The 26,365-nt window shown below is 71.7% G+C and carries 28 protein-coding genes; 22 read left to right on the top strand and 6 right to left on the bottom strand.

The window, feature by feature from the left end; genetic code table 11:
* Positions 1–265: 265 nt before the first annotated feature.
* Positions 266–802, top strand: a complete 537-nt coding sequence (locus R4I43_RS16865; RefSeq protein ID WP_324266576.1) for a MarR family winged helix-turn-helix transcriptional regulator — start codon at positions 266–268, stop codon at positions 800–802.
* A 13-nt stretch (positions 803–815) separates the two neighbouring features.
* Here the strand turns inward: R4I43_RS16865 and R4I43_RS16860 are convergent, their stop codons facing one another.
* Positions 816–2,294: an aldehyde dehydrogenase gene (locus R4I43_RS16860; RefSeq protein WP_324266575.1), complete on the bottom strand. Its 1,479-nt coding sequence runs from the start codon at positions 2,292–2,294 to the stop codon at positions 816–818.
* 222 nt (positions 2,295–2,516) lie between these two features.
* Between R4I43_RS16860 and R4I43_RS16855 the strand changes: the two genes are divergently transcribed.
* From R4I43_RS16855 to R4I43_RS16795, 13 genes are all read left to right on the top strand, one after another.
* On the top strand, positions 2,517–3,038 hold the full coding sequence (locus R4I43_RS16855; protein WP_324266574.1) for a cupin domain-containing protein: 522 nt from the start codon (positions 2,517–2,519) through the stop codon (positions 3,036–3,038).
* Positions 3,039–3,066: 28 nt separating this feature from the next.
* Positions 3,067–4,005: a PDR/VanB family oxidoreductase gene (locus R4I43_RS16850; RefSeq protein ID WP_324266573.1), complete on the top strand. Its 939-nt coding sequence runs from the start codon at positions 3,067–3,069 to the stop codon at positions 4,003–4,005.
* Between the two features lie 12 nt (positions 4,006–4,017).
* Positions 4,018–4,260: a hypothetical protein gene (locus R4I43_RS16845; protein ID WP_324266572.1), complete on the top strand. Its 243-nt coding sequence runs from the start codon at positions 4,018–4,020 to the stop codon at positions 4,258–4,260.
* Between the two features lie 42 nt (positions 4,261–4,302).
* Positions 4,303–4,527, top strand: coding sequence for a recombinase-like helix-turn-helix domain-containing protein (locus R4I43_RS16840; RefSeq protein ID WP_324266571.1), 225 nt, complete (start codon positions 4,303–4,305; stop codon positions 4,525–4,527).
* Positions 4,528–4,529: 2 nt separating this feature from the next.
* On the top strand, positions 4,530–5,582 hold the full coding sequence (locus tag R4I43_RS16835) for a Rieske 2Fe-2S domain-containing protein (RefSeq protein WP_324266570.1): 1,053 nt from the start codon (positions 4,530–4,532) through the stop codon (positions 5,580–5,582).
* 15 nt (positions 5,583–5,597) lie between these two features.
* The gene (locus R4I43_RS16830) at positions 5,598–6,533 is read left to right on the top strand and encodes a VOC family protein (RefSeq protein ID WP_324266569.1); all 936 of its coding nucleotides are present in this window, start codon (positions 5,598–5,600) and stop codon (positions 6,531–6,533) included.
* Positions 6,530–7,312 carry an aspartate dehydrogenase domain-containing protein gene (locus R4I43_RS16825; RefSeq protein WP_324266568.1) on the top strand — a complete coding sequence of 261 codons (783 nt, stop codon included), beginning with the start codon at positions 6,530–6,532 and terminating at the stop codon, positions 7,310–7,312. Before R4I43_RS16830 ends, R4I43_RS16825 begins: the two co-directional genes overlap by 4 nt.
* Positions 7,313–7,332: 20 nt before the next feature.
* The gene (locus R4I43_RS16820) at positions 7,333–8,109 is read left to right on the top strand and encodes an alpha/beta fold hydrolase (RefSeq protein WP_324266567.1); all 777 of its coding nucleotides are present in this window, start codon (positions 7,333–7,335) and stop codon (positions 8,107–8,109) included.
* A complete protein-coding gene (locus R4I43_RS16815) occupies positions 8,103–8,849 on the top strand; it encodes a 3-oxoacyl-ACP reductase family protein (protein ID WP_324266566.1) in 747 nt (248 codons plus the stop codon). Before R4I43_RS16820 ends, R4I43_RS16815 begins: the two co-directional genes overlap by 7 nt.
* 10 nt (positions 8,850–8,859) lie before the next feature.
* Complete coding sequence (locus R4I43_RS16810; RefSeq protein WP_324266565.1) at positions 8,860–9,636, top strand: SDR family oxidoreductase; 777 nt, start codon at positions 8,860–8,862, stop codon at positions 9,634–9,636.
* A gap of 18 nt (positions 9,637–9,654) precedes the next feature.
* Entirely contained in the window at positions 9,655–11,289 is a 1,635-nt protein-coding gene (locus tag R4I43_RS16805) for a thiamine pyrophosphate-binding protein (RefSeq protein WP_324266564.1), read from the top strand.
* A gap of 13 nt (positions 11,290–11,302) precedes the next feature.
* Positions 11,303–11,839, top strand: a complete 537-nt coding sequence (locus tag R4I43_RS16800; protein ID WP_324266563.1) for a dienelactone hydrolase family protein — start codon at positions 11,303–11,305, stop codon at positions 11,837–11,839.
* 146 nt (positions 11,840–11,985) lie between these two features.
* A complete protein-coding gene (locus tag R4I43_RS16795) occupies positions 11,986–13,368 on the top strand; it encodes an MFS transporter (RefSeq protein ID WP_324266562.1) in 1,383 nt (460 codons plus the stop codon).
* Positions 13,369–13,478: 110 nt separating this feature from the next.
* Here R4I43_RS16795 and hutH read toward each other — a convergent pair whose 3' ends face one another.
* Together hutH and R4I43_RS16785 are read right to left on the bottom strand one after the other, a co-directional pair.
* Positions 13,479–15,059, bottom strand: a complete 1,581-nt coding sequence (hutH, locus tag R4I43_RS16790) for a histidine ammonia-lyase (RefSeq protein WP_324266561.1) — start codon at positions 15,057–15,059, stop codon at positions 13,479–13,481.
* Between the two features lie 138 nt (positions 15,060–15,197).
* The gene (locus tag R4I43_RS16785) at positions 15,198–16,610 is read right to left on the bottom strand and encodes an amino acid permease (protein WP_324266560.1); all 1,413 of its coding nucleotides are present in this window, start codon (positions 16,608–16,610) and stop codon (positions 15,198–15,200) included.
* 158 nt (positions 16,611–16,768) lie between these two features.
* Here R4I43_RS16785 and R4I43_RS16780 point away from each other — a divergent pair, with 158 nt between their 5' ends.
* On the top strand, positions 16,769–17,560 hold the full coding sequence (locus R4I43_RS16780) for an IclR family transcriptional regulator (RefSeq protein WP_324266559.1): 792 nt from the start codon (positions 16,769–16,771) through the stop codon (positions 17,558–17,560).
* A gap of 9 nt (positions 17,561–17,569) precedes the next feature.
* Here R4I43_RS16780 and hutC read toward each other — a convergent pair whose 3' ends face one another.
* Positions 17,570–18,343: a histidine utilization repressor gene (gene hutC / locus R4I43_RS16775; RefSeq protein WP_324266558.1), complete on the bottom strand. Its 774-nt coding sequence runs from the start codon at positions 18,341–18,343 to the stop codon at positions 17,570–17,572.
* A 175-nt stretch (positions 18,344–18,518) separates the two neighbouring features.
* Here hutC and hutU point away from each other — a divergent pair, with 175 nt between their 5' ends.
* Together hutU and hutG are read left to right on the top strand one after the other, a co-directional pair.
* Entirely contained in the window at positions 18,519–20,192 is a 1,674-nt protein-coding gene (gene hutU, locus R4I43_RS16770) for a urocanate hydratase (RefSeq protein WP_324266557.1), read from the top strand.
* Between the two features lie 89 nt (positions 20,193–20,281).
* The gene (gene hutG, locus R4I43_RS16765) at positions 20,282–21,325 is read left to right on the top strand and encodes a formimidoylglutamase (protein WP_324266556.1); all 1,044 of its coding nucleotides are present in this window, start codon (positions 20,282–20,284) and stop codon (positions 21,323–21,325) included.
* A gap of 4 nt (positions 21,326–21,329) precedes the next feature.
* On the opposite strand, the gene R4I43_RS16760 is transcribed toward hutG, so the two are convergent.
* Positions 21,330–21,965 (bottom strand): TetR/AcrR family transcriptional regulator, encoded by a 636-nt coding sequence (locus tag R4I43_RS16760; protein WP_324266555.1) that lies wholly within the window; start codon positions 21,963–21,965, stop codon positions 21,330–21,332.
* A gap of 104 nt (positions 21,966–22,069) precedes the next feature.
* Between R4I43_RS16760 and R4I43_RS16755 the strand changes: the two genes are divergently transcribed.
* Both R4I43_RS16755 and R4I43_RS16750 read left to right on the top strand, forming a co-directional pair.
* Positions 22,070–22,639 carry an NADPH-dependent FMN reductase gene (locus R4I43_RS16755; protein ID WP_324266554.1) on the top strand — a complete coding sequence of 190 codons (570 nt, stop codon included), beginning with the start codon at positions 22,070–22,072 and terminating at the stop codon, positions 22,637–22,639.
* 19 nt (positions 22,640–22,658) lie between these two features.
* On the top strand, positions 22,659–24,107 hold the full coding sequence (locus R4I43_RS16750) for an MFS transporter (RefSeq protein ID WP_324266553.1): 1,449 nt from the start codon (positions 22,659–22,661) through the stop codon (positions 24,105–24,107).
* A 6-nt stretch (positions 24,108–24,113) separates the two neighbouring features.
* Here the strand turns inward: R4I43_RS16750 and R4I43_RS16745 are convergent, their stop codons facing one another.
* Positions 24,114–24,251, bottom strand: coding sequence for a hypothetical protein (locus tag R4I43_RS16745; protein ID WP_324266552.1), 138 nt, complete (start codon positions 24,249–24,251; stop codon positions 24,114–24,116).
* Positions 24,252–24,401: 150 nt separating this feature from the next.
* On the opposite strand from R4I43_RS16745, the gene R4I43_RS16740 reads away from it, so the two are divergent.
* Genes R4I43_RS16740 through R4I43_RS16730 form a run of 3 tightly spaced genes read left to right on the top strand, consistent with a single transcriptional unit; the run spans position 24,402 to position 26,304 of the window.
* Positions 24,402–24,557, top strand: coding sequence for a hypothetical protein (locus tag R4I43_RS16740; protein ID WP_324266551.1), 156 nt, complete (start codon positions 24,402–24,404; stop codon positions 24,555–24,557).
* Positions 24,558–24,595: 38 nt separating this feature from the next.
* Positions 24,596–25,348 (top strand): SDR family NAD(P)-dependent oxidoreductase, encoded by a 753-nt coding sequence (locus R4I43_RS16735; protein ID WP_324266550.1) that lies wholly within the window; start codon positions 24,596–24,598, stop codon positions 25,346–25,348.
* On the top strand, positions 25,345–26,304 hold the full coding sequence (locus R4I43_RS16730; RefSeq protein WP_324266549.1) for an aldo/keto reductase: 960 nt from the start codon (positions 25,345–25,347) through the stop codon (positions 26,302–26,304). Before R4I43_RS16735 ends, R4I43_RS16730 begins: the two co-directional genes overlap by 4 nt.
* Positions 26,305–26,365 lie beyond the last annotated feature (61 nt).

Raw genomic sequence — 26,365 nt, 5'->3', positions numbered from 1 at the left:
CACCACGACCGTCCGGCGGCTAACTGCTTGGCTTTTTCCACCACCACCCGCGGGCCGTGGCGCGATGACCTCGCGCCACGGCCCGTCGTCGTGCTCGTCCAGCGTCGAGCCCCGGAAGGTCGCGTCGAAATCCGGAGTTCCAGGCGCCCGACGTCTCAGCGTTGGTGGTGTGCGGCCAGCTGGTGGCCGCACCCGGGTCCGCCATTTAGGTTAGCGGTGTTATTCTTAGCCGTGAAATAGTATCGCGAGCGCGGAGGTGCACGAGGTGGCGCGACGCAACCGGTCCCGTCCTGATGCCGTGGACTTCATGCTGGCCGAGTGGCAGCGGGAGTGCCCGGACCTCGACGCTTCCGGGATGGCGGTGTTCGGGCGGTTGCACCGCGTCTTCCACCGCTACCAGGACCAGTTGAACCAGCTCTTCCACTCGTTCGACCTGACGATGGCAGGGTTCAGCATCCTGGCGTCGCTGCGTCGAGCCGGGAGCCCGTACCGGCGCACGGCCGGTGAACTGGCCGATGTCGCGCTGGTGACCACCGGCGGGATCTCGCAGCGGGTGGACAAGCTCGCCGCGGCGGGCCTGGTGTCCCGCGAGCGCGACGAGCGCGATCGCCGCACGGTCTACGTGCAGCTCACCGAGGAGGGGCTGGCCTTCGTCGACCGGGTCAGCGCCGCGCACTTCGCCAACGAGTCCCAGATGCTGTCGGGCCTGACGGCCACCGAGCAGGAGCGCTTGGCAGATCTGCTCAGCCGCCTGGAAGGTTCGCTCGATCACTCGGCGGCCCAGCGCGAGACCGCCGAGTGACCGGGCGCGAGGATCACCGCGCCCAGGGCAGCGGGTCCTCGTCGAGTCCCCAGTAGATGCTCTTCTGCCGCGTGTAGCGCAGGATCGCCTCGCGGCCCTTGTCGGTGCCCACGCCGCTGGCCTTCATCCCGCTGAACGGCGTGGAGATGCTGAACTGCTTGTAGGTGTTGATCCACACCGTCCCCGCGTCGATGCGTCGCGCCAGCCGCCAGGCCTGCCGGTAGTCCCGGGTCCAGATCCCGCAGGCCAGCCCGAAGATCGTGTCGTTGGCCTGGGCCACCAGGTCTTCCTCGTCGCGGTAGGACAGCACGACGCCGACCGGGCCGAAGATCTCCTCCTGGCAGGTTCGCGAGTCGTTGCCCAGTCCGCCCAGCAGCGTCGGCGAGTAGTAGGCGCCGCAGGCCAGGGCCGGGTCGTCGGGCACGTCGCCGCCGCAGAGCACGGTGGCTCCTTCGGCGCGCGCCCGGTCGACCATCGCCGCGACCCGGTCGCGGTGCTCGAAGGTCACCAGAGGCCCCACCTGGGTTCCCGGGTCGGTGCCGGGACCGACCCGCAGCCGGCGGGCCCCGGCGACGAGCCGGTCGACGAACTCCTCGTAGCGGCTCTCGGGCACGAAGATCCGCGAGCCGGCGATGCAGCTCTGCCCGCTGGAGGAGAAGATCCCGTAGAGGATCCCGGCCACGGCCTGCTCTGCATCGGCGTCGGGCAGCACGATCGTCGGTGACTTGCCGCCGAGCTCGCTGGTGAGCGGCATGAACTTGTCGGCGGCGAGGCGACCGATGGCGCGACCGGTGTCGGTACCGCCGGTGAAGGACACCTTGCCCACCAGCGGGTGCCGGACGATCGCGTCGCCGACCACCGATCCCTTGCCGGGCAGCACCGACAGCAGCGCCGGGGGAACCCCGGCTTCCACCACGAGTCGCGCTAGCGCGAGCGAGACCAGCGGCGTGGCTTCGGCGGGCTTGAGCAGCACGGCGTTGCCCGCGGCCAAGGCGGGGGCGATCTTCTGGGCGTCGCTGGCGATGGGGGAGTTCCACGGCGTGATCGCACCGACCACGCCGATGGGCTCGGCCACCCCCATCGTCAGGTACGGCCCGCGCGCCGGTGTCAGCGGCGTTTCGGTGGTTTCCAGCGCTGCGGCGTAGAAGCGGAAGGTTGCGGCGGCGCTGGCCACCAGGGCGCGGGTCTCGGTCAGCGCCTTGCCGGTGTTGCGGGTTTGCAGGTGGGCGAGTTCCTCCGCGCGCGCCTCGATCAGCTCCCCGATGCGCGTGAGGTAGCGGGCCCGCTGGTGCGGGAGCAGGTCCCGCCATCCGGGGTCGGCCGCCGCCGCGGCTCCGGCACCCGCGGCTTCGTCGACGTCGGCGGGTGAGGCCGCGGTGAGCTTCGCGATGACCTCGCCCGAAGCCGGGTCGACGCAGTCCAGCGGTCGGCCGCGGCCCGCGCGCCAGCGGCCCGCGACGTGGATCTCGTCCGGCGCCCCGGAACTCGTCATGCTGCACCTCCAGGTCTGAGCGGTGATGGCAAGAAAGCTTACTGCTAAGGGAGCTGGCGCGACAGGGCTGCTCCTTCCCGTGTGCTCGACGGGGCTCTCACCAGCGAATATCTGATGATCTACGACGAATTTCGGGATGGGGGGTTGCGTGGGTCACGTCGTCGTGGCAATACTTCTCACCGCTAGCTCACTTACCGCTAAGGGATTGAGGAGGTCGCCGCGATGACCGCAGCAGACGCCACGACGCACACCGACCTGGAAGGGCTGATCGACTCCTGCATCGCCTCCCGGGCGAGCAGGCACGAGGACTGGGACACCCTCGCGTTCCAGACCAAGGCCGGCGACGAGTTCCGCCGCGCGCAGATCCGCTACATCGGCTCCGGCGCCACCGGCAACCACGACGGCGACAGCCGGTCGCTGCCCTCGGAGCACTTCACCTTCTCCAACATGCGGCTGCCGGTGGGCGCGATCGGCCCCGAGCACACCCACCACGACGTCGAAGAGGTCTTCTTCGTCCTGGAGGGGCAGCTGGAGGTCAGCGTCCACGACGTCGAGGACGGCACCAAGACCGCCACCCGCGTGCTCGGCTACCGCGACCTGATCCGGGTGCCCGCCGGGGTGCCGCGCAGCCTCAAGGCCATCGGCGACACCGACGCGCTGTTCTGCGTGGTCATCGGCGCGCAGAAGCCGCAGCTGCCCACCTACCCGGCGACCTCGCCGGTGCACGGCGTCACGCGCGACTGAGAAGTCGAGGAAGGTCCGGGTGAGGAGCATGTCCCACGAAGTTCGCGTGCACAGCACGACGTGGCTGGCATCGGGTGTGGTGCAGGTGGAGTTCCGCGACCCGGCGGGAGCCGACCTGCCGGCGTGGGAGCCGGGAGCGCACCTGGCGCTGCAGCTGGGCAACGGCACGACGCGGGAGTACTCGCTGTGCGGCGACCCGGCCGACCGGCGCAGCTGGGCGGTCGCGGTGATGCGCGAGCCGAACTCGCGCGGCGGCAGCAGCTGGGTGCACGAGCGGTTGACCGCGGGCACGCTGCTGAAGGTCGACGGGCCGCGCAACAACTTCCCGCTGGAACCCGCCGAGCACCACCTCCTCATCGCGGGCGGCATCGGCGTGACCCCGATGCGGCCGATGGCCGCCGAGCTCGCCGACCGCGGCGGCGACTGGCGGATGCTCTACTGCGGACGGTCGCGGCAGAGCATGGCCTTCGCCGCGCAGCTGCGCGACATCGGCGGCGACCGGGTCCGCGTCCACGCCGACGACGAGCACGACGGCCCGCCGGACCTGCAGGCCGAACTGGCCGACCTAGCGCCCGGGACTCTGGTGTACTGCTGCGGCCCGGAACCGCTGATCAACGCCGTCGAATCGGCGTTGCCCGACCCGTCGGCGCTGCGCGTCGAGCGGTTCCGGGCACCCGATCAGCCACCGTCCACATCGGACGACGGTTTCGACGTCGTCTGCGAGGACTCCGGCGTGCGGGTGTTCGTCGGGCCGGACGTCTCCGTGCTCGACGCGCTGGCCGACGCCGGTGTGGACGTCCCGAACTCCTGCCAGGAAGGCGTGTGCGGGACCTGCGAGACCAAGGTGCTCGGCGGCGAGCCGGAGCACCGCGACCACGTGCTCAGCCCGGGAGAACGGGAATCCGGCGACACCATGATGCTCTGCGTGTCCCGCTGCCGCTCCGCCGAGCTGGTGCTGAACCTGTGAACGAGAACCACCATGACCGCCGTCGCAGTGCTCAACCACCGCCAGCTCGCCATGTTGCGGGCCGTCGCCGGTGGCCGAGCCGAGATCACCTGCAGCTGCGAACCCGACCTCTACGTCGACGGACTGCCCTGCTGCGACCAGAGCAGCGCCCGCGACCTGGTGCAGACCGGTCTGCTGCGCGCAGCCGGGACCGGGCCGACCGGACAGCGCGTCACCGCAGCGCTGACCGACCTCGGTCGCGCCGCGCTGCGCTAGGAGGCACGGGAACCGGTGTCGAAGCACTGGAGGAGAACTGACATGCCGCTGAACCTGGAGCCGGTGCAGACTCGGCTCGGGCCCACCACCAGCTACGCGGACGCCTTCGCCGACGAGCTCGAAGCCATCTACGGGCGAGGCGTGCACGACCTGCCCGGCGTGGTCGCCGCGCTCAACGAGACCGGGGTCCGTCCCGCCGACGGCTCGGACTGGACCGAGCAGACGTTCACCGGCGAACTCGCCCGCCTCGGCGCGAAGGAGATCTGACGATGACCACACCGCGAACGGAGCAGGACCTCCTGCTGCTCGGGCTGCGGGACCGCTGGTACCCGCTGTGCCCGTCGAGCCACGTCCGCTCCGGCGAGCTCACCCGACTGGACCGCGCGGGCGAGGAACTGCTGCTGTGGCGGGACAGTTCGGGCGTCGTGCACGTGCAGGAGGACCGCTGTCCGCACCGCGCCGCGCGGCTGTCGATGGGCGTGCACATGGGCGACCGGATCGCCTGCAACTACCACGGCGTGCAGCTCGACGGCGACGGCGTCGTCGCCTCGGTCCCCGGCAGCCCGGGGTGCGCGCTGGAAGGACGCCGAGCGCTGCGCACCTTCCCCGCCGAGGAGCACGCCGGAGCGATCTTCGCCTGGTTCGGCTCCGATGAGGACGCCGAGCCCACACCGCTGCAGGTCCCCGCACCGATCGGCGGAGGGGAGTGGGACAACTTCCTCTGCTACGTCGAGTGGGACGCCTCCTACCTGCTGTCGCTGGACAACCTGCTCGACCCGATGCACGGCGCCTTCCTGCACCGCAACAGCCACACCATGTACACCGGCAAGCGCGAAGCGGCCTTCCAGATCCGCGACACCGACACCGGTTTCGTGTTCGAGAAGACCGATCAGCGCGGCGTCAACTTCGACTGGTCGGAGTGGATCGACACCGGCGGCCTGCAGTCGGTGACCCTCGACATCCCGTACCCGGCAACCGCCGGTCCAGGCGGGCCGTTCACCATCGTCGCCTGCGTCACCGCGATCAACGAGCAGCAGCACGCCGGTTTCTTCTGGCGCTGCCGCAAGGTCAGCGGCTGGGAACGCGACAGCTGGCGGTTCCTCTACAAGAACCGGATCGAGGCGCGGCACTGGCAGGTGCTCGAGCAGGACCGGGCGATGGCCGAGGGCATGCCCGACGACGCCTGGGCCCGCGAAAACCTCTACCAGCACGACATCGCCCTCGTCCGGCTGCGCCGGGTGCTGCGCGCCGAGGCCAAGCGCCAGGCCACCGCGGCAGCCGCCCGCGCCGAGCGCAAACCCGCCCGCGCGGCCGCCCGCTGATTGGAGTGCCCGAACATGCGATTGCCCGATGACGGACCGGTGGTGAAGCTCCGGTCGCTGCGCTCGGTCAGCCTGCGCACCGAGCGGTTCGCCGAAGCCGCCGAGTTCTACCACGAGGTCTGGGGCCTCACCCCCGTCGAGACCGACCGCGAGGCCGCGTGGTTGCGCGGCACCGGTTCCGAGCACCACATCGTCGAACTGCAGCAGGCCGAGCAGAACGGGCTCGGCAAGATCGCCTTCGCCGTGGGCACCCCCGCCGAGATCGACGCCGCCGGAAAGCGCCTGGCGGACCTGGGGATCCCGATGCTCGCCGAACCCGGCCCGCTGGACCAGATCGGCGGCGGCTACGGGCTGCGCTTCGTCGACCTGGAAGGCCGGCTGGTCGAACTGTCCTGCAACGTGGAAGCCGTCGTGGCCCAAGACCCCTACGGCCTTCCCGCGGTGCCGCGCAAGGTGGCGCACGTGGTGCTCAACACCGTGGACATCGACGCCGCCTGCGACTTCTACACCCGGGTGCTGGGCATGCGGATCTCGGACTGGTCGGAGCACCAGATGGCGTTCCTGCGCTGCAACTCCGACCACCACGTGATCGCCTTCAACCAGGCCGAGTGGACCTCGATCAACCACGTCGCCTACGAGATGCCGTCGATGGACCACTTCATGCGCGGCATCGGGCGGCTCAAGCACAACGGCATCACCCCGCTGTGGGGGCCGGGACGGCACGGCCCCGGTTCCAACACCTTCTCCTACTTCGCCGACCCGGCCGGACTGGTCTGCGAGTACACCTCCGACGTCGCCCAGGTCGAAGAGGACGCCTGGCTGTGCCGGGTGTGGCGGCGCACCCCGGAGCTGTCCGACCAGTGGGGCACCGCCGGCCCGCCGTCGAAGGACGCCCGGGCGCACATGGCCGGCAAGCCCGACCCCGGCCACCGGGAGTGGGTGCGGGCATGAAGGTGGCGATCCTCGGCTGCGGCGCCATCGGCGGCGTCGTGGCCCGCGCGGTGCAGAACGGGGAGGTGGCCGGCGCCGAGCTCATCGGAGTCGTGCACGCCGAACCCGCTGACCCGCCCGGACTTCCGGTCCTGGACGTCGAGTCCGCGATCGCGCGGGCGGACCTGGTTGTCGAGTGCGCCGGGCAACGCGCACTGGCCGAGCTCGGCCCCTCCATCGTGGCCGCCGGGACCGATCTGCTGGTGGTGTCGGTCGGCGCGCTGGCCGACGACGCGCTGCTGGCCAAGCTCCGCGACACCGGCCCCGGGCGACTGCACCTGTGCAGCGGCGCGATCGGCGGGCTCGACGCGCTCGCCGCCACCGCCCGGATGGGCGGGCTGGACGCGGTGCGCATCGTGACCACGAAGAAGGCCCCCGCGCTGATCCAGAAGTGGATGGACGAGCCCACCGCGCAGCGGTTGCGCACCACCGGCGAACCGGTGCAGCTGATGCGGGCCCCGGCCCGCGAGGTCACCGCCGCGTTCCCGGCGTCGGCCAACGTGGCGGCCTCGGTGGCGCTCGCGGTGGGCGACTGGGACCTGGTGGAAGCGACCGTGGTCGCCGACCCGAACGCGCCGCTGACCAGCCACGTCATCACCGCCGACGGCAGTGCGGGCAGCTACCGGTTCGAGATCCGCAACCACCCGTCGGTGGACAACCCGGCCACCAGCGGTGTGGTGCCGCACGCGGTGCTGGCGTGCCTGGCCCGGCTGGCCCAACCCACCGGAGCGTTCGCGTGACCCGGGCGAGGGAGTCCGACGTGGACGTCGTGGAAGCGGGCAGCGGAACGCCCCTGGTGCTGCTGCACGGGATCGGCGGTGCGGCCGAGGCCTTCACCGCGCAGCTGTCGGGGCTGTCCTACGAGCACCGGGTGATCGCCTGGGACGCCCCCGGCTACGGGCGCTCCGCCGACCTGCCCGGCGAACCGGACCTCGACGCCTACGCCGACGCGGTCATCGCGCTCCTGCGCGACCTGGACGCGGAGCCTGCGCACCTGCTCGGGGTGTCCTGGGGAGGGGTGATCGCCACCCGCGTCGCGCTCCGCGCACCGGAGGTGCTGCGCTCGCTGGTGGTGGCCGACTCCTCCCGCGGGTCCGGCCGCACCGCCGAGGGCCGCGAGGCGATGGCCTCGCGGGTCGAGGAGCTGCGCACCCGCGGGGCGGGCGCCTTCGCCGCCGCGCGGGGACCACGTCTCACCGCGCCGGGAGCCGCGCAGCCGGTGGTCGACCAGGTCATCGCGCTGATGTCGCGGGTGCGCCTGCCCGGCTACCGCAACGCCGCGCGGGTGATGGCCGCGACCGACCACTCCGCGCAGCTGTCGCGGATCACCGCGCCGACGCTGGTGATCGTCGGAGCCCAGGACCAGATCACCGGGGTGGCCGAGAGCCGCGCCCTGGCCGAGCAGATCCCGCACTCCCGGCTGGTCGAGATCCCCGACGCGGGCCACGCGGCCAACCAGGAGGAACCCGAGGAGTTCAACGCCGCCGTGCGGCGATTCCTCGCCGAGGTCGACAGCAGCGGAGGTGCGCCGTGCTGAACGGACGACTGGTGGTGGTCACCGGAGCGGGCCGCGGCCTGGGACTGGCCATCGCGCACGACCTGGCCGACGCCGGGGCGCACCTGGTCATCGCCGAGCGCAACCCCGAGTTCGCGCAGGCGGCGGTGGCCGAGCTCGCCGAGGGCGGCGTCCCGGTGCACCGGGTGGACACCGACGTCTCCGACCCCGACTCGGTTCAGCGGCTGGCCGAGCGGGTCGCCGCGCTCGGCGGCGCGCACGGGGTGGTCAACAACGCCGCGCTGGCCGACGGCGTCGGCGGCAAGCACTTCCAGGACATCGAACCCGAGGAGTTCGATCGGATCATCTCGGTCAACCTGCGCGGGACCTGGTTGGTGTCCCGAGCGCTCTACCCGCAGCTGCGGGCCGCCGGCGGCGGCCGGATCCTCAACATCGCCTCCGACGTCGCCTTCTACGGTCCGCCCCGGCTGATGCACTACGTGGCCTCCAAGGGCGCGATCGTGGCCATGACGAGGGCGATGGCCCGCGACGCGGGCCCGGACGGCATCACCGTCAACGCCGTCGCGCCCGGCATCACCGAATGCGAAGCCACGCAAGCAGTTCCGGCCGAACGCCACGAGCTCTACCGGATCAACCGCGCGCTGCCGCGGACGCAGCAACCCGAAGACCTCGTCGGCGCGGTGCGGTTCCTGCTGTCCGACGCCGCCGCCTACATCACCGGCCAAACGCTGCTGGTGGACGGTGGATTCGTATGCCGTTGAGGAGGACGTGATGGATCTGGGCCTGACCGGTCGCACCGTGCTGGTGACCGGCGCGAGCTCCGGCGTCGGATTGGCCACCACCAGGATGCTGCTGGCCGAAGGAGCCAACGTCGCGGCGTGCGCCCGCGACGCGGAGCGGTTGAAGACCGCCCTGGACGGGCTGCCGGGCAACCTGCACCTCGGGGCGTGCGACGTCCTCGACCGCGACTGCGTGCAGGAGTTCGTCGAGCGCTCCGCCGAGCGCTTCGGCGGCATCGACGGGGTGGTCAACAACGCCGGGCGCTCGCTGATGGCGCGGCTGGCCGAGACCGAGGACCGCCAGTGGCGCGACGAGCTGGAGCTGAAGATCTTCAGCGTCCTGCACGTGGTCCGGGCCGCGCAGCCGTGGCTGCGCGAGTCCACTGCCGCGTCGGTGGTCAACATCAACGCGATCCTGGCCCGCCAGCCCGAAGCGCGGCTGGCCGCCACCTCCGCGGCGCGGGCCGCGCTGCTCAACCTCAGCAAGACGCTGGCCGGTGAGCTCGCCGCCGACGACATCCGGGTCAACTCGGTGTGCCTCGGACTGATCGACACCGGGCAGTGGCGGCGCCGCTACGAGCGATCCGGCTCCACCGCGGAGTTCTCCGAGTGGAGCGCCGAGCTGGCCGCCGACCGCGGCATCCCGCTGGGCCGGCTCGGCACCGCCGACGAGGTCGCCTTCCCGATCGTCGCGCTGCTCTCGCCGCGCGCCTCCTACCTCACCGGCACCGCCCTCGACGTCGGTGGCGGCATCGCCCGATACCTGTAGCAACCGAAGAGGACTGTCATGCCCCACTCTCACGGCGGTGACCTGCTCGTCCAGGTCATGCGCGACAACGGAGTCGACACCGCGTTCGGCGTGGTCAGCGTGCACAACCTGCCGCTGGTGGAAGCGGTGAGCCGCGAACTGCGGTTCGTGGCGGTGCGGCACGAGGCCGCCGCCGTCAACGCCGCCGACGGCCACGCCCGCGCCACCGGCGGTCTCGGCGTCGCGATCACCAGCACCGGGACCGGCGCGGGCAACGCCGCCGGTGCGCTGGTGGAGGCGCTGACCGCGGGCAGCCGGGTGCTGCACGTAACGGGTCAGATCGACTCGCCCTTCCTCGGGCAGGGGCGCGGCGTCATCCACGAGACCAAGGACCAGCTCGCGATGCTCGGCGCGGTCTCCAAGCACGCCGCCGCGATCACCGAGCCGGACGCGGCGGAGACCGCGCTGCGGCAGGCGGTGCGCACCGCGCTGTCGGTGCCCTGCGGACCGGCCAGCGTGGAGTGGCCGATCGACCTCCAGTACGCCCCGCAGCAGGTCAACCCGGCACTCGCCGAGCGGGGTTCGGAGCCACCGCCGGTCGATCCGGAGGCGGTGCGGCGCGCCGCCGAGCTGATCAGGGCGGCCGAACGGCCGATCCTGTGGGTCGGCGGTGGTGGCACCGGCGCGGGCGACCAGGTGCGCGAGCTCGCCGAACTGCTCGACGCGGGCGTGCTGACCAGCAACTCGGGCAGGGGAGCCGTCCCGGAGGACCACGAGCTGGTGATCGGCAACTTCGCCGCCAACCCGGCCGCCGCTCCGCTGCTGGCCGACGCCGACCTGCTGATCTCCATCGGGACGCACTTCCGCTCGAACGAGACCAAGCACTACGCGTTGGAACTGCCCGCCGACCACGTGCAGATCGACGTCGACCCGGCCGCCGTCGGCCGCGTCCACCCGGCCACCGCCGGTCTGGTCGGAACCGCCGAGCAGGTGCTGCCGCGGCTGCTCGCCGAGCTGGCCGGAACCGCCGGCGCCGGGCGGGGCTGGCGGGAGGAGGTCGTGCGCACCCGCGCCGCCGTGCGCGCGCACCTGCGGGAGGGCATCGGCAGCTACGCGCTGATCTGCGACGCGATCCGCGAGACGTTGCCCGCCGAGTCGGTGATCGCGCGGGACGTGACGATCCCGTCGAGCCAGTGGGGCAACCGGCTGCTCGACATCCACGATCCTCGCACCAACGTCTTCCCGGTCGGCGGCGGCATCGGCCAGGGACTGGCGCACGGCATCGGCGCGGCGCTCGGCGCGCCCGACGCGCCGACGCTGGTGCTGGCCGGTGACGGCGGGCTGAGCGTGCACCTCGGGGAACTGGCCACCTTCGCCCAGGAACAGCCCTGGATGGTGCTCGTGGTGTTCAACGACGGCGGCTACGGGGTGCTGCGCAACATGCAGGACCGGCACGCCGGGCGGCGTTCCGGCGTGGACCTGTTCACCCCGAACTTCGGTCGCCTCGCCGAAGCGCTGGACCTGCCGCACGCGCTGGTCAACCGCGCCGAATCGTTCGCCGAGACCTTCACCAAGGCCGTCGAGGAACGCGGGCCCTACCTGATCGAGGTCGACGTCACGGCCTTGGAGCCGACCCCGTCCCCGTTCGTGCCGCCGGTGCACGTGCCCAGTTAGAGGAGGCGCAGCGATGCTGACCGAACCGGCCCACCACCACGCGCACGGCCCCGCCAACCGGGGGAGGCGCGTGCTGCGCACCGCCGCACCGCTGTTCGTGCGCTTCCCGCGGATCCCGCCGCGCGCGGCGGTGGTGGTGCTGCACGACGCCTACGGCCTCACCGAACCGATCGAGGACTGCTGCCGGGCCCTGGCCCGCAGCGGCTACGTCGCCGTGGCCCCCTACCTCTACTACGAGACCGGGGGCAAGGAGTTCCGCCCCGAGCACGAGGACACCGCGAAAGCCGCGATGTCGCTGCTCGCCGACGACGACCTGGCCGCGGACGTCGCCGGTGCGCTCGACCACCTCAGCACCAGGCTGGCCGTGCCGGCGCGGACCACCGCGGTGCTCGGCGTCGGCACCAGCGGAGTGCTCGCGATGCGGGCCGCGGCCGACCACGAACTCCCGGCGGCCGCGGTGTGCGACCCGCTGGACAACACCGAGTACCCGGGAGTCGCACGCGACCGACGGGACGAAGCGATCCGGTTCATCAACGGCCGGATCGGCTGACCACACCGTTCACGAGGATCCCACGACCGGTCTCCAGACCCAGGAGGCACCACGCGCGAGACCGACCGGACTCGCCTGAAGCCACGGAAGTTACCGTTTCATGTCACGATCCCACCCGTGGCATGCGTGTCCCAAAGGAGGGGCGCATGAGCATCTCCGCTCCCGACCACACCGTCCAGCACGACATCGCCGCCCGGCTGGAGCGGCTGCCGATGTCGCGATGGCACGTGAGCATCCGCCTGATCATCGGCGTGGTCACCTTCTTCGAGGCCTTCGACCAGCTGCTCATCGCGTTCTCGCTGCCCGAGATCACCCGCGAGTGGGGGCTTTCGGCGGCGGGCGCCACCGCCACACTCACCGTCGGGTCGATCGGCATGCTGGTCGGTGCGCTGGCCTCGGGCTGGCTCGCCGACCGCATCGGCCGCGTCCGGGTGATCACGCTGTGCGTGGTGGTCACCGCGCTGGGCAACCTCGGCATGGCGTTGAGCCCGGCGCTGCTGCCGCTGCTGATCATGCGGTTCGTGCAGGGCTTGGCGATCGGCGGCGAGGTGCCCACCGCGGCCTCCTACATCGCCGAGCTCAGCCGGGCCAAGAAGCGCGGCCGCTTCGTGCTGATGTACGAGGTGGTGTTCCCGGCCGGGCTGACCGTCGGTGCGCTGGCCTCGGCGTGGATCGTGCCGAACTGGGGCTGGCGCGCGCTGTTCCTGATCGCCGCGGTCCCCGGCATCGCCGCGTTCTTCCTGCAGCGCAAGGTGCCGGAGTCGCCGCGCTGGCTGGCCGCGCGCGGCCAGAACGACAAGGCGCGCGAGGTGATGTCCCAGATCGAGTCGAAGGTGCGCGCGTCCACCGGTGCGGACCTTCCCGCCCCGGCCCCGGTCGCGGGCCTGGTCGGCACCGGGTCGGCGAGCAACGGGGCGCTGCGCGACCTGTTCACCGGCCGCTACCGGCGGCGCACGCTCGTCGTCTGGACGATCTGGTTCGTCGGCTACCTGGCCAACTACGGGCTGACGTCGTGGCTGCCGACGCTGTACAAGCAGGTCTTCCACCTGCCGATCGGCACCGCGCTGTGGTACAGCACCTTCGCGTCGGTGGCCGGGCTGGCCGGTTGCGTGCTGGCGGCGCTGACCATCGACCGCCTCGGCCGCCGCGTGGTGCTGAGCATCGGGCTCGGCGGCACCACGGTCGCGCTGGGCGTGCTGGCGCTGCTGGGCGTGACCTCGGTCGGTCAGCTCGTGGTGTTCTCGGCGTTCGCGGCGATGTTCAGCTTCACGGCCAACATCAGCCTCTACCTCTACACACCGGAGCTGTACCCGACCCGCAACCGCGCGCTGGGCTGCAGCATGGGCGGGGTGTTCAACCGGCTCGGCATCATCACCGGCCCGATCGTGGTGGCGATGGTGCTCTCCAGCGGAGCGGGCCTGTCGGCGGTGTTCGCCAGCATCGCCGCGATCACCCTGGTCGGCACGATGATCACCGCGGCCTTCGCCGAGGAGACCAAGGGACGCACCCTGGAGGAGCTGTCCCCGTGAGCGCCGCGGCGGGGGAGCCGGTGGGCGAACCGGCTCCCCAGCGGCGCGGGTGGTGAAAAACGCAGCAGGGCCCCGGACTTCGAGTCCGGGGCCCTGCTGCGATTTCGGCGTCAGGCCAGCGGGCCGACGACCTTCTCGGCCGCGGCGACCAGCTCACCGCTGCGGCACAGCTCGACGGCGGCCTCGATCTCGGGGGCCAGGTGGCGGTCGGTGCCGGGACCGGCGACCTCGCGGCGGATGCGGTCGCGCACCGCCGCGGTGGCGGGGGAGGGCTGCAGCGGCTCGCGCATGTCCAGCGCGCGGGCCGCGGTCAGCGCTTCGACCGCCAGCACGCGGGTGAGGCCGTCCACGGCGCGGCGCAGCTTGCGGGCCGCCGACCAGCCCATCGAGACGTGGTCCTCCTGCATCGCCGAGGACGGGATGGAGTCGGCGCTGGCGGGCACCGCCAGGCGCTTGAGCTCGGAGACGATGGCGGCCTGGGTGTACTGGGCGATCATGTGCCCGCTGTCGACGCCCGGGTCGTCGGCCAGGAACGCCGTGAGGCCGTGGTTGCGGGCCGGGTCCAGGAACCGGTCGGTCCGGCGCTCGCTGATGCTGGCCAGGTCGGCGGCGACGATGGCGAGGAAGTCCAGCACGTAGGCCACGGGTGCGCCGTGGAAGTTGCCGTTGGACTCCACGCGGCCGTCGGGGGTGACCACGGGGTTGTCCACCGCGCTGGCCAGCTCGGTGTCGGCCACCGATTCGGCGTGGGCGAGGGTGTCGCGGGCGCCGCCGGCCACCTGCGGAGCGCAGCGCAGCGAGTAGGCGTCTTGGACGCGGGTGCAGTCCGGGCCGGCGTGGCTGGCCACGATCCCGGAGTCGGCCAGCAGCAGCCGCATGTTGGCCGCCGCGTCGGCCTGGCCCCGGTGCGGGCGCAGTTGCTGCAGGTCGGCGGCGAAGACGCGATCGGTGCCCAGCTGGGCTTCCACGCTCATCGCGGCGGTGATGTCGGCCAGGCGCAGCAGGTTGCGCAGGTCGCGGCAGGCCAGCACGAGCTGTCCGAGCATGCCGTCGGTGCCGTTGATGAGCGCGAGGCCCTCCTTCTCGGCGAGCTCCACCGGGGCGATGTTCGCCGCGGCCAGGGCCTGCGCGGCCGGCATCGACCGGCCCTCGGCGTCGCGGACGGTGCCCTCGCCCATCAGCGCCAGCGCGACGTGCGCGAGCGGGGCCAGGTCGCCGGAGCAGCCCAGACTGCCGTACTCGTGGACGATCGGGGTGATCCCGGCCGACAGCAGCGCGGCGTAGGTGGTGGCGACCTCCGGGCGGACGCCGGTGCGGCCGGTGGCCAAGGTGGACAGCCGCAGCAGCATCAGCGAGCGGACGACCTCGCGCTCCACTTCGGACCCGGTCCCGGCGGCGTGCGAGCGCACGAGGCTCTTCTGCAGCTGCTGGCGCAACTCGGTCGGGATGTGCCGGGTGGCCAGGGCGCCGAAGCCGGTGGACACGCCGTAGACGGGCTTGGGTTCCTCGGCCAGGCTCTCGATGCGGACGCGGCTGGCCCCGATGGCCTCCAGCGCCTCGGCGGTGAGCTCCACGGCGGCACCGTCGCGCGCCACGCGCACCAGGTCGATCGCGCTGACCGCGCCCACGCCGACCTGGACGGGCGAGGTGGAGTGCTGCGGTGCGGTTCCGGTCGTGTACTGCGCGCTCATGCGCGAACCTTCTTTCTCACGAGGGTGGATCCTCGGCGCGAGGGAGCGCCGAGGCGGATCGCTCCCGCCGAGGCACCACTGCTGTGGTGCCTCGGCGGGCAACGAGGTGCGGTTGCCGTGAGGCGGACGGCAACCGCTTCAGCGAACGCTGGTTCCGGAAGGGGAACCGAGCTGGTGGTCGTCCAAGGCGCTGTCCTCGGCGGTGTTGCGGATGCGGAGCCAGTACACGAGCGAGAGCAGCGCGATCCACGCCGCCCCGACGTAGAGCGCGACCCGCGTGTCGGCCGAGAAGGCCAGAACGGCGAACACGAACACCAGGAAGGCGATCGTGATGATCTGGGCGTAGGGCCAGAAGGGTGCGGGGAACCGCAGCGCGGCCACCCGATCCGGGCTCATCGCCCGGCGCGCCCGGTACTGCGAGAGCGCGATCATCAGCCACACCCACACGGTCGCGAAGGTGGCGATCGAGGCGATGATCTCGAAGACGTTCTCCGGGATCAGGTAGTTGAGCACCACCCCGACCAGCAGCGCGGCGGTCATGATGACCACCGTCATCCACGGGACGCCGTTGCGCGAGACCTGCCGCATGACGGCCGGGGCCTGACCGCGCTGGGCCATGCCGTAGAGCATCCGGCCCGCGCCGAAGATGTCGCTGTTGATCGCCGACAGCGCGGCCGTGATGACCACGACGTTGAGCACGGCCGCCGCCGAGGTCAGCCCGAGCCCCTCGAAGATCTGCACGAAGGGGCTGCCGGAGGACCCGATGGTCTGCCACGGGGCGATCGACATGATCACCGCGAGGGTCAGCACGTAGAACAGCAGCACGCGCACCGGAACGGTGTTGACCGCGCGCGGGATCGTCTTCTGCGGGTCGGCGGCCTCACCGGCGCTGACGCCGATGATCTCGGTGCCGCCGAAGGCGAACATCACGACCGCGAACGAGAGCACGAAGCCCTCCAAGCCCATCGGGAAGAACCCGCCGTGCGACCACAGGTTGCTCACGCCCGCGCCGTGGTCGCCGGTGAACCCGAAGACCAGCACCGCGATGCCGCCGAGGATCATCGCGATGATCGCGCCGACCTTGGCGATGGAGAACCAGAACTCGAGCTCGCCGAACACCTTGACGCTGAGCAGGTTGGCCGCGCCGATGATGAACAACGTCGCCAGCACCCAGATCCACCTGGGCACGTCGGGGAACCAGAAGCCCATGTACACGCCGAGCGCGGTGACGTCGGCGATGCAGACGATGATCATCTCGAAGGCGTAGGTCCACCCGGTCAGGAACCCGGGCAGCCTGCCCAGGTGCCTGCTCGCGTACTCGCCGAACGATCCGGGCACCGGATCGTCGGCGGCCATCTCGCCGAGCGCGCGGAGCACCATGAACACCGCGGCGCCGCCGATCAGGTATGCCAGCAGCACTGACGGCCCCGCTTGGCTGATGGATTCCGAAGATCCGTAGAACAGCCCGGTGCCGATGGCCGAGCCGAGCGCGATGAAGCGGATGTGCCGTGCGTTGAGGCCTCGACTCAGCGCCGCCGTGCGTTCTTTCACCATGTCCTCCCTCGGGAACGTCATTGTTCCCTTAGCTGGCGGCTGGATTGGGGTGGGTCCGGAGCGTCCATCGGCCTGTACCGCGCAACACGCTCACGAACGACGCGATAGGTATAGTGCTGTATATACATTTACGTCAAGGGGGTGACGGCAGATCCATGAGCAAGGAATCCAGCACCTCGCCGGCCGTGGGGCGCGCGCTGGACATCCTGGTCCGGCTCGCCCAGCGGCCCGGTCCCGTGCGCGCCTCAGCGCTGGCCCGCGACCTCGGGCTGCCGCGCTCGTCGGTCTACCACATCCTGTCGGTGCTGGAAGACCGCGGTTTCGTCGTCTACGTGCCCAGCGAGAAGGCCTACGGCCTCGGCGTCTCCTCGTTCGAGATCGGGTCGGCCTACCTGCGGCAGGACCCGCTGGAACGGCTCGCCCAGCCGATCCTGGAACGCCTGGCCCGCAGCCTCGGGCAGACGGTGCACCTCGGCGTCCTGCACGGGGCCGAGACCGTGTACCTGCTCAAGCAGCGACCGTCCTCGGGCCCGTCCGCCGATGTCGCGCTCATCACCGACGTCGGGGTCCGGCTGCCCTCCCACCTGACCGCCAACGGCCGGGCGCTGCTGGCCGGCACCTCCGACGCCCAGCTCGCAGCCCTGTTCGCCCGCCCCGGGGCCTTCGTCACCCGCACCGGCGGCGGCCCGCGCTGCCTGCGCGACCTGCAGCGGATCCTCGACCAGGACCGGCGTCGCGGCTGGTCGGAGGAGGTCGAGCTCGTCTCGCAGGGACTGCGGTCGGTCGGGGTGGCCGCCTACGACCACGCGGGCAGGCCGGTGGCGGCGCTGAGCACCACCTGGTCGCGGCGCAGCGGTGACCGCGACCCGCAGGAGGTCGGCGAGATCCTGCGCAGGGGAGCGGCCAAGCTCACGACCAGCCTGCACGGCCGCGCGCCCGCGGCCTGAGCTCCGGGCTCACATCGAGTCGAAGGTGCCTTCCAGGCGGAAGCGCGATCCGGGGTGCAGCAGCCGGGCAGCGCTGACCAGCTGCCCCTCCGACCACGTCCGGCGGTGGATGAGCAGGCACGGCTCGGCCTCGGCGATGCCGAGCAGGGCGCAGTCCTCGGCGGTGCCCAGCACCGCCTCGACGATGTGCTCGCCCTTGCCCAGCGGCGCTATCCGCGAGAGGTAGTCGTTGGGCGTGCGCGCGGTGAAGTCCTGCTGCAGGTACTCCGGGGCGAGCTCGGGGTGGACGTGGCGGTCTTCGAGCTGGATCGCGTTGTCGTCCTCGAAGTGGACCACGCGCGAGTGGAAGATCGGATCGCCCTCGGCGATGCCGAACATCCGGTGCGCGCGCCGGTCCGCGGGTTCCTCGCGCACGAACACGACGTCCGTGCGGTGCCTGCGCCCGCGGCGGCTGACCTCCTCGGCGATGTTGCGCACCCCGTAGAGCGCCGAGCTGCTCTTGCGCTCGGCCACGAACGTCCCCACACCGGGCATCCGCACCAGGAGCCCGTCGGAGCTCAACTCCCGCAGCGCCCGGTTGATCGTCATCCGCGACAACCCCAACGACTCCACGAGCTGGTTCTCCGACGGCAGCAGCTCGCCCTCGGACCACCGCCCGGTGCCGATCTGCTCGGTGATGACGTTCTTGAGACGGCGGTAGGCGGGCGCCGATTCGCGGCGGCTGGCACCGAACAGCGCGGCGACGTCGAGCGCGTCGATGGCCACGCGGATCACCCGTTCCATTCGTCGATCATTCCGAGAGCGGACGACCAGCTTATCCGGTGTGGACCACACATCGCGGCAGGCCGGTCGCGACCGGTCTCGGATCCGAGAATCTCGCCGTTGCGCCTTGGCCGCCGATCCGGCACCGGGATTGCATGACGTGGTCAACAGTTCGCTTCGACCTCGGAGTTCCCCTATGACCAGCGTTCACCCGACCGCAGGCGCCCGGCCCGTCAGCGCTCCTCGCGGCACGACCCCCAGCTGCCTCGGGTGGCAGCAGGAGGGCGCGCTGCGGATGTTGATGAACAACCTCGACCCCGAGGTCGCCGAGGACCCGGACGCCCTCGTCGTGTACGGCGGGACCGGCAAGGCCGCGCGCAACTGGGCCGCCTTCGACTCGATCGTCGACGCGCTGCGGACGCTGGAGGACGACCAGACCCTCCTGGTGCAGTCCGGCAAACCGGTGGGCGTGCTGCGCACCCACGAGTGGGCGCCGCGGGTGCTGATCGCGAACTCGAACCTGGTGGGCGACTGGGCCAACTGGGAGGAGTTCCGGCGGCTGGAGGCCGAGGGCCTGATGATGTACGGCCAGATGACCGCCGGTTCCTGGATCTACATCGGCAGCCAGGGGATCCTGCAGGGCACCTACGAGACCTTCGGCGCCGTGGCGCGCAAGAAGTTCGGCGGGAGCCTGGCCGGCACGATCACGCTGACCGCCGGTCTCGGCGGCATGGGCGGCGCCCAGCCGCTGGCGGTGACGATGAACGACGGCGTGGCGATCTGCGTGGACGTCGACCCCCAGCGCATCCAGCGCCGCATCGACCACCGCTACCTCGACGTCGATGCCGTCGACGTCGCGCAGGCGCTCGAACTCGCCCGCCGCGCCCGCGACGCGCGCGAACCGCTGTCGATCGGGCTGCGCGGCAACGCCGCCGAGATCTTCCCGCAGCTGCTGGCGATGGACGCGCCCATCGACATCGTCACCGACCAGACCTCCGCCCACGACCCGCTGTCCTACCTGCCGCTGGGCGTCGAACTCGACGACTGGCAGGCCGAGGCGCAGCGCGACCCGGCCGGGTTCACCGAGCGCGCTCGCGCCAGCATGGCCCGCCACGTGGAGGCGATGGTCGGCTTCCTCGACAAGGGCGTCGAGGTCTTCGACTACGGCAACTCGATCCGCGACGAAGCCCGCAAGGCCGGCTACGACCGGGCTTTCGACTTCCCCGGGTTCGTGCCCGCCCACATCCGCCCGCTGTTCGAGGAGGGCCTCGGCCCGTTCCGGTGGGCCGCGCTCTCCGGTGACCCGGCCGACATCGCCGCCACCGACAAGGCGATCCTGGAGCTCTTCCCGGACAACGACCACCTGCGCCGGTGGATCACGATGGCCGGCGAGCGCGTGCAGTTCGAGGGCCTGCCGGCGCGGATCTGCTGGCTGGGCTACGGCGAACGCCACCTCGCCGGGCTGAAGTTCAACGAGATGGTCGCCTCCGGCGAGCTGTCGGCCCCGGTGGCCATCGGCCGCGACCACCTGGACTCGGGCTCGGTCGCCTCGCCGTACCGCGAAACCGAGGCGATGGCCGACGGTTCCGACGCGGTCGCCGACTGGCCGCTGCTCAACGCGCTGGTCAACACCTCCTCCGGCGCGTCCTGGGTGTCGCTGCACCACGGCGGTGGTGTCGGCATGGGCCGCTCGATGCACGCCGGTCAGGTCTGCATCGCCGACGGGACCGACCTCGCCGCGCAGAAGCTCGCCCGCGTGCTGACCAACGACCCGGCGATGGGCGTGCTGCGCCACACCGACGCCGGGTACGAGCACGCCGCTTCGGTCGCGCGCGAGCGCGGGATCCACGTCCCGACGCTGCACGGCTGACCAGACTCGGGCGCCCCGGGCGGTTGCGGCACGAGCCCCGCCCGGGGCGCCCGGACCACGAACGACTCACGATGAACGGAGATGTGGCCATGCAGGGAACCGCGAGCAGGTCGGTGCCGGTGTGGACCGGTCGCGACGACGGTCCCGGCGCCGAGCACCTCCGCTGGCACCACGTCGTGCACCGGTGGGACGGCACCGGCGGACCGGGCGGTTGCGCCTTCGTGGGGTTCCGCAGCGACGAAGGAGTTCGCCGCAACAAGGGCCGCCAGGGGGCCGCCAACGGGCCCGATGCGCTGCGCGGTGCCCTGGCCTCGATGGCGCTGCCCGCCCCGCGATCGGCCTTCGACGCAGGCGACGTCGAGGTCACCGGAGGAGACCTGGAGTCCGGTCAGCACGAGCTCGGGCGCGTGGTGACCGGTCTGATCGACGCCGGGCAGCTGCCGGTGGTCTTCGGCGGCGGGCACGAGGTGGCCTTCGGCAGCTACCTGGGGCTGGTGCACGCCGCGCAGGTGGCGCAGGGCGCCCGCATCGGGGTGCTCAACCTCGACGCGCACTTCGACCTGCGCGCAGACGAGACCCCGAGCTCGGGAACCCCGTTCCGGCAGATGGCCGAGCGAGAACGGGTCAGGGGAGCGGACTTCCGCTACGCGGTGCTGGGCATCAGCCAGCCGAGCAACACCGCCGGGCTGTTCGCCACCGCCGATGAGCTCGGCGTCCAGTACCTCACCGACGACCGCTGCGGCGTGCTCGACCGGCCGCTGGTCGACGACTTCCTGGACGACTTCCTCGACACCTGCGACCTGGTCCACCTGACCATCGACCTGGACGTGCTGCCGGCGTCGGTGGCACCGGGGGTGAGCGCCCCGGCCGCGTTCGGGGTTCCGGTGGAGATCATCGAGCACGCCTGCAGCCGGGTCGCCGCCAGCAGCAAGCTCGCGCTGTGCGACGTCGCCGAGCTCAACCCGGACCTGGACATCGACTCCCGCACCGCCCGCACGGCCGCCCGCCTGGTGCACCGGGTCTTGACCACTCCGCCGAGCCGAGCCGGTGCGGCGCCGCGCTCCCGCGCCCGAGGCGGGTTCGAGCGCCTGCTCGACGACGACGGCCGCACCATCCACCGCGGACTGGAGTGACCGTCTACTGCGGACGGTAGGCGCGCAGGAACGTCTTGACACCGGCCGTGACGATCTCCTCGCGCTCGGCGTCGTCGAGTGGGACCGCCCCGAAGTAGCGCGGGTTCCCCCCGGCGCCCCCCCCCCCCGTCCCTAGTGCCCCCCCCGCCCGCTTGGCGTCCTGGACGTCGAGCAGCCCGTGCTCGGCCAAGCCCGCCAAGCGGTGCGCCAGGTCGGCCTGCACCTGCTCGGGGCCCGTTTCCTGCCACGCGCGCAGCACGTCGACCGGGATGTGCCCGACCTCGGCGTGGATCTGGCGCACCAGCGCGAAGTGCGCGCTGAACCGGGGCATCACCGTGGTGAACGCCAGACCCAGCGCGATGAGGTCTGATTCCAGGTCGACGATCTTGCCCAGGTTCCGGTCCAGGTCGCCCAGCTGGACCTCGCGGACCTGCTCCGCGCTCTCCAGGATCACCGTGCGGAACAGCTCCTCCTTGTCCTGGAAGTGGTTGTAGATGGTGCGGGTCGACACGTCGGCGGCCTTGGCGATCGCACCGATGCTGGCGCGCGTGTAGCCGTCCCGGCCGAACACCTCGCGGGCTCCTTCGAGGACCGCCCGACGCTTCTCGGGTCCGCGCGCGGTGGCGTTGTCGCTGCTCAAAGCACACTCCCGGAAATAAGTACAACGAGCATTGCAGTAAGTGCATTACATGTTGTACTTTACCACTCGTCAGGTTCGAGCACACCGATTCCCCAGGAGTGAAGATGTCCGCACTGCGCCTCGCCGTGATCATCGGGAGCAACCGCGAAGGCCGCTTCGGGCCGACCGTGGCCGACTGGTTCGCCGAGCAGGCCCGGCAGTTCGACGGGCTGGAGGTCGACGTCATCGACCTCGCCGAGATCCCGCTGCCCACCGTCATCGACTTCGGCGCCGCCCCGGACGCGCACGTCAGCCAGCTGGGCGAGCGACTGGAGCGCGCCGACGCCTACGTCGTGGTCACCCCCGAGTACAACCACAGCTTCCCCGCAGCGCTGAAGAACGCGATCGACCTCTACCGCGAGCAGTGGCGGGCGAAGCCGGTCGGCTTCGTCTCCTACGGCGGCATGGGTGGTGGCCTGCGCGCCGTCGAGCAGCTGCGGTTGGTCTTCGCCGAGCTGCACACCGTCACGGTGCGCGACAGCGTCAGCTTCCACAACGCCTGGGACCGCTTCGACGCCCACGGCCGGCCCGTCGACGAGGGCTGCAACGCCGCGGCCAAGGGAACGCTCAACCAGCTCACCTGGTGGGCGCGCGCGCTGCGCAACGCCAAAACCGCCGAACCGTACGACGTCTGAGCGGGAAGGTCACCGAACCGTGAAGAACAAGTTGACGCTGGCGGTCGTGCTGCTCGGCTACCTGGCGCTGCCGATGTCGATGTCGGGAACGACGGTCGCGCTGCCGCAGATCGGGGCCGCCCTCGGCGCCTCCGGCGGCGCGCTGCAGTGGGTCGTGACCGGCTACTTCCTCACCGCGTCGTCGTTCATGCTGGTCGCCGGGTCCACCGGGGACCTCTTCGGCCGCAGGCGGATCTACCGCCTCGGCGCCGCGACCTACGCGCTGGGCAGCCTCGTCGCCGCGCTCACGCCCCACGTGCTGCTGCTGGACGTGGCGCGCACCGTCACCGGCGTCGGAGCGGCCGGGGTGATGGCCGGTGGCGGCGCGATCCTCGCCTCCACCTTCACCGGCGGCGAGCGGACCAAGGCGTTCGCCGCGATGGGCACGACCGCCGGCGTGGGCATGGCGATCGGCCCGACGCTGGCGGGCTGGCTGGTCGGCGCGCTCGGCTGGCGCGCCACCTTCGGCGCGTTCGCCGTCACCGGATTGCTCCTGCTGGCAGGCACCGTCGCGATGGCCGAGTCCCGCGCCCAGCGGCGCGCCCGGGTGGACTGGCTCGGCGCGGTGAGCTTCATCGCCGGGCTCGCCTCGATCATGTTCGCGATCACCCAGAGCTCCCGGGCGGGGTGGACCAGCCCGCTGGTGCTCGGTCTGCTCGCGGCCGGAGCGGGGTTCCTCGGCGTCTTCGCGGCCGCCGAGCGGCGCAGCGCGAACCCGGTGCTGGACCTGACGTTGCTGGGCAACCGGCGGTTCGTGGGCTGGCTGCTGGCCGGGGTGGTGATGGTGCTGGGCTTCGGCGGCATGATGTCGTTCCTGCCGACCTACCTGCAGGGCGCGAGCGCGATGTCGGCCCGGGACTCCGGTCTGGTCATGCTGTTCTCCACCGCACCGACGCTGGCCCTGCCGATCCTCACCAGCCGCCTGGTCAACCGGGGCGTCTCACCACGGATGCTCATCACCGGCGGTCTGCTGCTGATCGCGATCGGCAACGCGTGGCTGACCCGGCTGCACCCCGGGATCGGGGGAGCCGAACTGCTCGGCCCGCTGCTGACGGTCGGCATCGGGATCGGCCTGGCCACCGGGTTGATCGACGCGCAGGCGATGAACCAGGTGGACCGCTCCCGCACCGGCATGGCAGCCGGATTGCTCAACACGGTGCGGGGAGGCACCCAAACGCTGGTGATGGCGCTGTTCGGCTCGGTGCTGATCACGGTGCTGACCAGCAGGCTCGGCGGAGAGCAGGCCGACCGGGTGGCCACCGGAGAGCTCGCCGGAGCTCACCAGGCCGCGCAGCTGACCGACGCCTGGCAGCTCGTGCTCTGGGGGATCGCTGGGCTGACCGCACTCGGCGCGCTGGCGGTGGCCACCCTGCTCGCCCCGCCACGCGAGGTCGTGCAGCCCGCGGAGCCGGTCGCGGCGCCCGCCTGAGGCGACCTACGGCGCGGCCAGCCCCCCACCGGTGTCCTCCCGCAGCAGGTGCAGGAACGCCTCCGTGGCGGGCGAGGTCCCGGAGGACGGCCACAGCACCTGCACCGTGCGGGGCGGCACACCGGTGGTGGGGACGCTGTGCACGTGGTCCTCCGCCTGACGCTCTGACCACAGTGGACAAAATCCGGAAACCCCTCCAGGAGCGCGAATTCGCGGTGGACGGCGGTGAATCCACAGATGTGGCGCGCTAAGGTGTGCTTCGCCCGACCGACGAACTGATCACCGGGAAGACTCATGCGCGACTCCGATCCACCACCGGGGAGCTCCACGGAGTTCCCGTGGTTCGAGCGCACCCAGGTCGTGGTCGTCGAGGGAGAGGTCCTGGCCTCGACCTACGAGCAGCCGGGACCTGGCCACGACGCCTTGTTGCCGCCGCGTTCGGGCTGCTAATCCTCGTGCAGGATCTCGGCGAGCGAAGGAGCTGACCGGTGAGCGCAGGGGAGTTCGACGGGCTGGCGGCGGTGGTGACCGGCGGCGGTTCGGGCATCGGTCTGGCGGTGGCGCGCATGTTGGCCGACCGCGGTGCCAAGGTCGCGGCGCTGGACCTGGACCCGGGCGGGGTTCCGGCCGGAGTCGTGGGGCTGAAGTGCGACGTCACGGACGAGGACGCGGTGCGCGCGGCGGTGGAGGAGGCCACCGAACGCCACGGCGGTCTGGACGTGCTGGTCAACAACGCGGGCATCGGCGCGCAGGGCACGGTGGAGACCAACTCCTACGACGAGTGGCGCACCGTCCTGGACGTCAACGTGCTGGGCATCGTGCGCACGTCCCGCGCCGCGCTGCCGCACCTGCGCAGGTCGTCGGCCGCGTCGATCGTGAACACCTGCTCGATCGCGGCGACGGCGGGCCTGCCGGATCGCGCGCTCTACAGCGCCAGCAAGGGCGCTGTCCTGTCGTTGACGCAGGCGATGGCGGCCGACCACATCGCCGAGGGGATCCGGGTGAACTGTGTGAACCCGGGCACCGCCGACACGCCGTGGGTGCGCCGGTTGTTATCGGTGGCCGACGACCCGGCCGCGGAACTGGCGGCGCTCAACGCCCGGCAGCCCTCCGGCCGGCTGGTCTCCGCCGACGAGGTCGCCGCGGCGGTGGCCTACCTGGCCGGTCCTTCGGCCGGGGCGACGACGGGAACGTCGCTGGCCGTCGACGGCGGCATGCAGGGCCTGCGGTTGCGGAAGTGACGGTCCTGGGCGGCTCCGGGGTGCGGGTGAGCGCCCTGGGGTTCGGTGGTGCGGTGATCGGCAACCTCTACCGCGAGGTGTCCGATGAGGCGGCGTCGGCGACGGTGGACGCGGCCTGGGAGTCGGGCGTGCGCTATTTCGACACCGCACCGCACTACGGGCTGGGTTTGGCCGAACGCAGGCTCGGCGCGGCCCTCGCCGCGCGGCCCCGCGAGCAGTTCGCGGTGTCGACCAAGGTCGGCAGGCTGCTGGAACCGGTCCCGAACCCGGACCGCGCCCAGGACGTGCCGGGCGGGTTCGCGGTGCCCGCGGACTTCGCCCGCCGCTGGGACTTCAGCGCCGACGGCGTCCGCCGGTCCCTCGAATCCAGCCTGCAGCGGCTGGGACTCGAGCGCGTCGACCTGGTGCTGCTGCACGACCCGGACGAGCACTGGCAGCAAGCCGTGGACGAGGCCTACCCGGCCCTGCACGCGCTGCGGGAGCAGGGCGTGGTCGGTGCCATCGGTGCCGGGATGAACCAGTGGCCGATGCTGCGCCGCTTCGTGGTCGAGACCGATGTGGACGCGGTCATGCTCGCCGGCCGGTACACGCTGCTGGATCACAGCGGTGAGCCGCTGCTGGCCGAGTGCGCCGGGCGGGGCGTTCCGGTGCTGGCCGCAGGGGTGTTCAACGGCGGCCTGCTGGCCACCGATGCCCCGGCAGCGCAGCCCGTCTACGACTACCGGCCCGCGCCCCCGGAGCTGGTCGCCAGAGCGGAGCGGCTGGTCGAGATCTGCCGACGACGCGGTGTTTCCCTTCCGCAGGCGGCGATCGCGTTCGTGGCCCGGCATCCGGCGGTGGCATCGGTCGTGCTCGGCGCTCGCTCCCCCGAGGAGGTCCGGCGCAACGCCGAATCGCTGAACGCGCCCGTGCCCGAGGAGTTGTGGGAGGAGCTGGCAGCGGAGACCGCGTGCTGAGCCCGGCCTCCGCGCGCCATCAGAACCGGATGCCGAGCCGGCCCCGGGTGCCTCCGGCTTC

The sequence above is a fragment of the Saccharopolyspora mangrovi genome, assembly GCF_035320975.1.
Lineage (GTDB): Bacteria > Actinomycetota > Actinomycetes > Mycobacteriales > Pseudonocardiaceae > Saccharopolyspora > Saccharopolyspora mangrovi.
Note: the sequence above shows the minus strand (reverse complement) of the source record. Positions and strands in the feature narration are given on the sequence as shown.